The organism is Pseudomonas meliae (assembly GCF_001400515.1).
Taxonomy (GTDB): domain Bacteria; phylum Pseudomonadota; class Gammaproteobacteria; order Pseudomonadales; family Pseudomonadaceae; genus Aquipseudomonas; species Aquipseudomonas amygdali.
Map to the genome: position 1 here is coordinate 1 of NZ_LJQT01000168.1, position 734 is coordinate 734.

The 734-nt window shown below is 57.5% G+C and carries 1 protein-coding gene; it reads left to right on the forward strand.

Annotated elements, in window-relative coordinates:
- Positions 1-708 (forward strand): glutathione S-transferase family protein (locus ALO64_RS07760; RefSeq protein WP_054991684.1); only part of this gene is annotated, 708 nt, incomplete at its 5' end.
- Positions 709-734 lie beyond the last annotated feature (26 nt).

Below are 734 nucleotides of genomic sequence, written 5' to 3' on the forward strand. Positions count from 1 at the left end.
TTTTTGGTTGGCGTTGACATTTATCCGCAAGGTCAGGAGTTTTCGGTTGCCGGTCTGGCCGCCTGGGCTGATTCGGTGCTGTTCCTGCATGCCGTGAGCCTGGTGTTTCAGCCTGAGTCGATGGCTGTAAGGTTTGCCAAGGTGCCGCCAGACGCTGCCAAGGCGTTCATTGCCGACCGATCCACGCTGTTCAACGGTGGCACGGCTTCACGCCCGCCTGTCGAGCAGGTCAAGCATCAATGGCCCACGCTGATGTCGCGTCTGGAGTTGCAGCTGTCGCGCGGTGGTGATTTTCTGTTTGGCGTACCTTCGATTGCCGATTTTTCGGTTGCTCATACGCTGTGGTTTCTCAAGCAGACGCCAGTGACTGCGCACTTTGTCGATGATTATCCGGGTGTCAGTGCCTGGCTTGATCGCGTTCTGGGGTTTGGGCACGGCACGTTCAGCGACCTGAGTTCGGCTGATGCCATTGAAATCGCCAGAAATGCAACGCCTGCGCCCCTGCCCGACGAAGTCTTTGTTGATCCGAATGGCTTCAAGGCGGGCGACAAGGTCGCTGTCTCGGCAGTCGACTATGGCGTTGAGGCGGTTGAGGGTGAATTGATCTTTATCGGGCGCGAAGAGTTGATCCTGCGCCGCGAAGATAAACGCGCTGGCGTCGTGCATGTGCACTTCCCGAGAATGGGATTTCGGGTCGAGAAGCGCTGAAGTTTACGAAGCTCTGCGTCGCATGC